Source organism: Oleiphilus sp. HI0123 (genome assembly GCF_001635315.1).
Genome location: NZ_LWGE01001473.1, coordinates 1 through 4,916 on the forward strand (window position 1 = coordinate 1; position 4,916 = coordinate 4,916).

6 protein-coding genes are annotated in these 4,916 nt (G+C 43.9%); 2 read left to right on the forward strand and 4 right to left on the reverse strand.

The features are described from left to right. Positions 1-321 precede the first annotated feature (321 nt). Positions 322-1,593, forward strand: coding sequence for a citrate synthase (gltA, locus tag A3761_RS19375; RefSeq protein WP_068508429.1), 1,272 nt, complete (start codon positions 322-324; stop codon positions 1,591-1,593). Between the two features lie 49 nt (positions 1,594-1,642). Here gltA and A3761_RS19380 read toward each other — a convergent pair whose 3' ends face one another. From A3761_RS19380 to A3761_RS19390, 3 genes are read right to left on the reverse strand one after another with little or no spacing between them, the layout of a single operon-like run. Further along, positions 1,643-2,401, reverse strand: a complete 759-nt coding sequence (locus tag A3761_RS19380; RefSeq protein ID WP_068508427.1) for a 1-acyl-sn-glycerol-3-phosphate acyltransferase — start codon at positions 2,399-2,401, stop codon at positions 1,643-1,645. Between the two features lie 16 nt (positions 2,402-2,417). Further along, positions 2,418-3,206 (reverse strand): peroxide stress protein YaaA, encoded by a 789-nt coding sequence (gene yaaA / locus A3761_RS19385; protein ID WP_068553524.1) that lies wholly within the window; start codon positions 3,204-3,206, stop codon positions 2,418-2,420. 42 nt (positions 3,207-3,248) lie between these two features. Continuing rightward, positions 3,249-3,554, reverse strand: a complete 306-nt coding sequence (locus tag A3761_RS19390; RefSeq protein WP_068567764.1) for a glutaredoxin family protein — start codon at positions 3,552-3,554, stop codon at positions 3,249-3,251. Between the two features lie 126 nt (positions 3,555-3,680). Between A3761_RS19390 and rdgC the strand changes: the two genes are divergently transcribed. After that, positions 3,681-4,613: a recombination-associated protein RdgC gene (rdgC, locus tag A3761_RS19395; protein ID WP_068554831.1), complete on the forward strand. Its 933-nt coding sequence runs from the start codon at positions 3,681-3,683 to the stop codon at positions 4,611-4,613. 108 nt (positions 4,614-4,721) lie between these two features. Here rdgC and fliS read toward each other — a convergent pair. After that, on the reverse strand, positions 4,722-4,916 hold a 195-nt coding region (gene fliS, locus A3761_RS19400; RefSeq protein ID WP_197473125.1), incomplete at its 5' end, for a flagellar export chaperone FliS.

Sequence of the window (4,916 nt, forward strand, 5' to 3'; positions counted from 1 at the left end):
ATTTCAGCAACATAGTAGCCCCGCCTTAGGCAGCTCTGGCACCATATCAAGCTTTTTTTCTTAGTTTTCATACCCACTTTGCACCAAATTAGCTTTTATTAGATATTTCCGCGCCACAGCCGTGCAAATTTCACCCACCCAAAAAGCCGAAACTTTCTTTGATTTTTTTTTCATCTACATTGGCACATTACAGAGACGTGACTATAGTCATTCTATTTGGCATAATGCGCAAACTTTTAAGTCGCCAACTGGCCGCAAGCTTTTTACCTATTAAGCAGCAGCTACGCTTGGCTTACTCTATCTCAGCAACAGGAGAGCACCATGACTGATAAAAAAGCTCAGTTATCGGTTGATGGGAAAACCATCGATTTACCAATTTATTCTGGCTCTGTCGGCCCAGATGTAATAGATGTACGAGGCCTAGTATCAGAAGGTGTCTTTACTTATGACCCTGGATTCGTGTCCACTGCGGCATGCGAATCTAAAATCACCTACATTGATGGCGGCAAAGGTGTACTTCTTCACAGAGGCTACCCAATAGAACAGCTAGCTGAAAATTCAGACTACCTTGAACTATGCCACCTACTTTTGCACGGAGAACTTCCGACAGCAGAAGAAAACGAACATTTCAGAAAAACTGTTCGCAACCACACAATGGTTCACGATCAAGTTAACCAATTCTTTAAGGGCTTCCGAAGAGACGCTCACCCGATGGCGATCATGTGCGGCGTCGTTGGTGCTCTTTCAGCGTTCTACCACGATACGATGGACATCTCTGACGAAGAACACCGTGAAATAGCAGGCTTCCGCCTTGTAGCTAAAATGCCGACCATTGCAGCGATGTGCTACAAGTACTCAATCGGCCAGCCTTTCATGTATCCAAACAATGACTTGGATTATGCAGAAAACTTCCTGCACATGATGTTCAGCACGCCAGCTGGCGATGTTAAGTTTGACCCAGCCATCTCAAAGGCAATGGACAAGATCTTCATGCTTCATGCTGACCATGAGCAGAATGCATCAACATCAACTGTCCGCCTAGCCGGCTCAACTGGCGCCAACCCATTTGCCTGTATCGCTTCTGGCATCGCTGCACTTTGGGGCCCTGCTCACGGCGGCGCAAACGAAGCTGTACTAACAATGCTTAACGAAATCGGTGACGTATCTCGCATCGATGAATACGTTGCCAAAGCGAAAGACAAGAACGACCCATTCCGTCTGATGGGCTTCGGTCACCGCGTATACAAAAACTTCGACCCTCGCGCCAAAGTTATGCGCGAAACATGCGAAGAAGTTCTTGGTGCACTAGGCCTTGAGAATGATCCTCTATTGAAGATCGCGCGTCGCCTTGAGCAGATAGCACTAGAAGATGAGTACTTTGTTGCAAGAAAGCTATATCCAAACGTAGACTTCTACTCAGGCATCATTTTGAAAGCTATCGGTATTCCTGAGTCAATGTTTACCGTTATCTTCGCAATGTCTCGTACTATTGGCTGGTTCTCACACTGGAACGAAATGGTTAGTGAAAACTACCGCATTGGTCGTCCACGCCAGCTTTATACTGGTCACGACAAGCGCGACTACCCTGCCTAAGCGCAAAGCTAAGGTATAAAAAAACCCGCTCTTGCGGGTTTTTTTATACCTAAATCAGTTTTAATTCTGCACCAATCATTTCCCGCGTACGCCTCGCCAAGCCCTTACGACACAAGGATGCTGAGTCCATAGGTTCCAGATAACGGACATGAGCATACACCTTTTCAACCCTTAGAATACGCTCAAGCGTATCAATAAACGAGTCATCATCTATAAACGCTGGCTCAGGCAAGAGCCGACCAAACTCATCCGTATACTTTAGTGCAACTGGCTGAACAGGCACACCCACTCTAACTGCTGCCTCATAAAACATCGGGAAAAACGGCAACACCTCTGCACCTACCGAGGTCGTTGATTCAGGAAACAGGTGCACTGAACCACCTTGCCTTAAACGCTCTTCAAGGTAAGGAATTGAGCGATACGCTTCAAATTTATTGGTTCTATTAATATAAATAGACCCCATTCTTTTGGTAAAGGTCCCCAGCAAGGGCCACTCTTCCAAATCATGCCGCGCAATAAAACCTACAGGCCTGAGATGATTAAAAACAATCGTATCGAGCCATGAAATATGATTTGATACAAACAAACCGCTTGCTTCCATGGGGGAGCCTTCGACAACGACCTCCGTATTCATTGAACGAACCAGATCCTCAACCCACAAGGTAAACAGAGCGTAATCATTAAGCTCGTTTTGGTCAATTTTAGACACTTGCGGGAATTGATAACAAGCACCAATAAAAGCACTACCCGAGAGTAAATTTGCAAGCAGACGAGAGAAGCGCAACCCTTGGCGCGCCCTATTCTTCACAACACTAAACACAACCTTACTTCTGCGCCTCCGCTACACTCTCACTTCTAGTAAAGACCCAATCAGTGCCACTGGACTCACTCTCTGAGTATTGATAACCCGCGTAGTCAAAACCCTTTAGATCTTCAACGCTTTGAATATTATTATCAGCAGCATACCTGACCATTAAGCCTCGTGCTTTTTTGGCATAAAAACTAATGATCTTGTATGTGCCTTTCTTCTCATCCTTGAATATAGGGGTAATCACCTTTGCCTTAAGCGACTTAGGCTTGATTGATTTAAAATACTCGCTGGATGCTAGGTTAACGAGAACCTCGTCACTCCCCTCTAACTCCCGGTTAAGTGATTCGGTCAGCATCTCTCCCCAAAACTCGTAAAGATTCTTTCCGCGTGTATTTTCAAGCCTGGTTCCCATTTCCAAACGATATGGCTGCATCAAATCCAAGGGGCGCAAAATACCATACAAACCCGAGAGTATTCTTAACTTTCCCTGAAGATATTCGACACTAGCACTATCCATCGACTCGACTGCTAACCCCGTATATACATCCCCCTTAAAGGCATAGACAGCTTGCTTTGCATTCTGGGCCGTGAACGGAACAGTCCAATCTTTCATTCGCTGCACATTTAAATCTGCAATCTTTTCACTGACACTCATTAGCTTCATTAGCGCAGCGGAATCTACTTTTTTTAAAGCGTCAACCAGATGCTTTGATTCATCTAGAAAATCGGGCACAGAAAACTCATCACTAAAACTCGCTGACTCGAAATCCAGCGTTTTTGCAGGAGACACAACAATAATCATACTAATTCACATCTAATTCATTAAATTGACTAAACCGAAACCCTATTTAAGGCAGCGGCACATAAACTCATAAAGTGATTGAACATCAAAAGGCCATTCAAGCTCCAGGGATTTATCATGGGATAGCAAAACAGGTATCCTGGCGCCATAGCGATCAATTAAGGCATCATCGTCTGCAATATCGACCAACTCAAGTTTAAAAAAAAGCGGCTTTCCTTCCGAATCAAAGGACGATGCTGCAAAGTTTTCAGCCATTTGCACATGCAAGGTCTGAGCTACCGCAAGCGCCTCATCACACAAGTGACAACCAAGTGTCGAATACAAATAAAAGACTGGACAGGTGTTCAATTTGAAACTCTTTTTAAATATTTTCAATAATTTAAGTAATCTATTTAAAGTATTTTATACTATACTTTTGCTTTACATCTTATTAAGAAAGAATATCTACATCTAACTGAAGGCCTGAACATACTTATGTGGTTTAAAAATATCCTGTTTTATCGCTTTACTAAACCTTTCGAACTATCAAGCGAAGAATTAGAAAGTAAACTTGCTGACTCACCATTTAAACCCTGCGGCGCAAACGACATATACCAACTAGGTTGGTCCAGCCCCTTGCAAAAGCATTCCGAGCAACTGGTACACGTTAACCAGAATTACTGGATGATCTGTCTTCAAAAGCAAGAACGTATTCTACCTAGCTCTGTGGTCAATGAGCAATTACAAGAGAAAGTAAATGAGATCGAGGAACAACAGCACCGCAAAGTTACTCGCAAAGAAAAGACTGAGCTAAAGGAAGAAATCACTAACCTCTTACTACCTAAGTCTTTTACCAAGACCTCACGTTATTTCGCCTACCTTTGCCCTTCGAAAGGCTACCTTGTGATCAACACCTCGTCAGCCAAATTGGCAGATGAACTGACCAGCTATTTACGCAAAACAATTGGTTCACTTCCTATTCGCCTACCAGCAGTTAACCAGGCCCCAAGCTCCATCATGACACACTGGGTCACCGAGCCAAGCAGCCTACCGAGCTTTATGACGGTCGGATTTGAATGCGAACTTACTTCACAAGGTGAAGAGAAAGGATCTATTAAGTATAAAGGCTTGGAACTCGATCAAGAACAGATCGACCAACAAATCAAATCAGGAATGGAAGTCACCAAACTTGCTGTCGAGTGGCGCGAGTCACTAACACTATTATTAGGCTCTGATTTAAGTGTGAAGCGCATCAAGTTTGGCGATATGCTACAAGATCAACTTGACGACATGAACGCCGAAGATGCCGCCAGCATGTTTGACGCTGGCTTCACCATTATGACGGCAGAGTTCGACAAACTAATTCCAGAGATCCTGGAAGCATTCGGCGGTGAAGATACCAGCGCCGTGATCGAAGAATCGAACTAACTGTCGGCAACGCTGAGTACATAGAAATAGCGGCAATCAATAGCCGCTATTCAATCTCTTATGTAAAAGCAATAAGCAAAAAAGCACTCTAGACTTGCGAACAAGCCTCTAGAGAATACCCTTTTCAATAACTTCCTGACGAATACCAGACCAGGCACCTTGAATCTTCTTCAAGTGAGAAAGCACCTCTTCCAACATTTCCAGATCGTTTTTGACATTCGCTTCAAACAATCGATGCTCACAGTAGACATAAAGATCAAATAAATTTTGCGCAACCTCCTGCCCCTTATCTAAATCCAGAAA

Excerpts from the sequence above, each read along its gene's own strand:
- yaaA (WP_068553524.1), bottom strand. The coding sequence starts at position 3,206 with ATGATTATTGTTGTGTCTCCTGCAAAAACGCTGGATTTCGAGTCAGCG.
- rdgC (WP_068554831.1), top strand. The coding sequence starts at position 3,681 with ATGTGGTTTAAAAATATCCTGTTTTATCGCTTTACTAAACCTTTCGAA.
- gltA (WP_068508429.1), top strand. The coding sequence starts at position 322 with ATGACTGATAAAAAAGCTCAGTTATCGGTTGATGGGAAAACCATCGAT.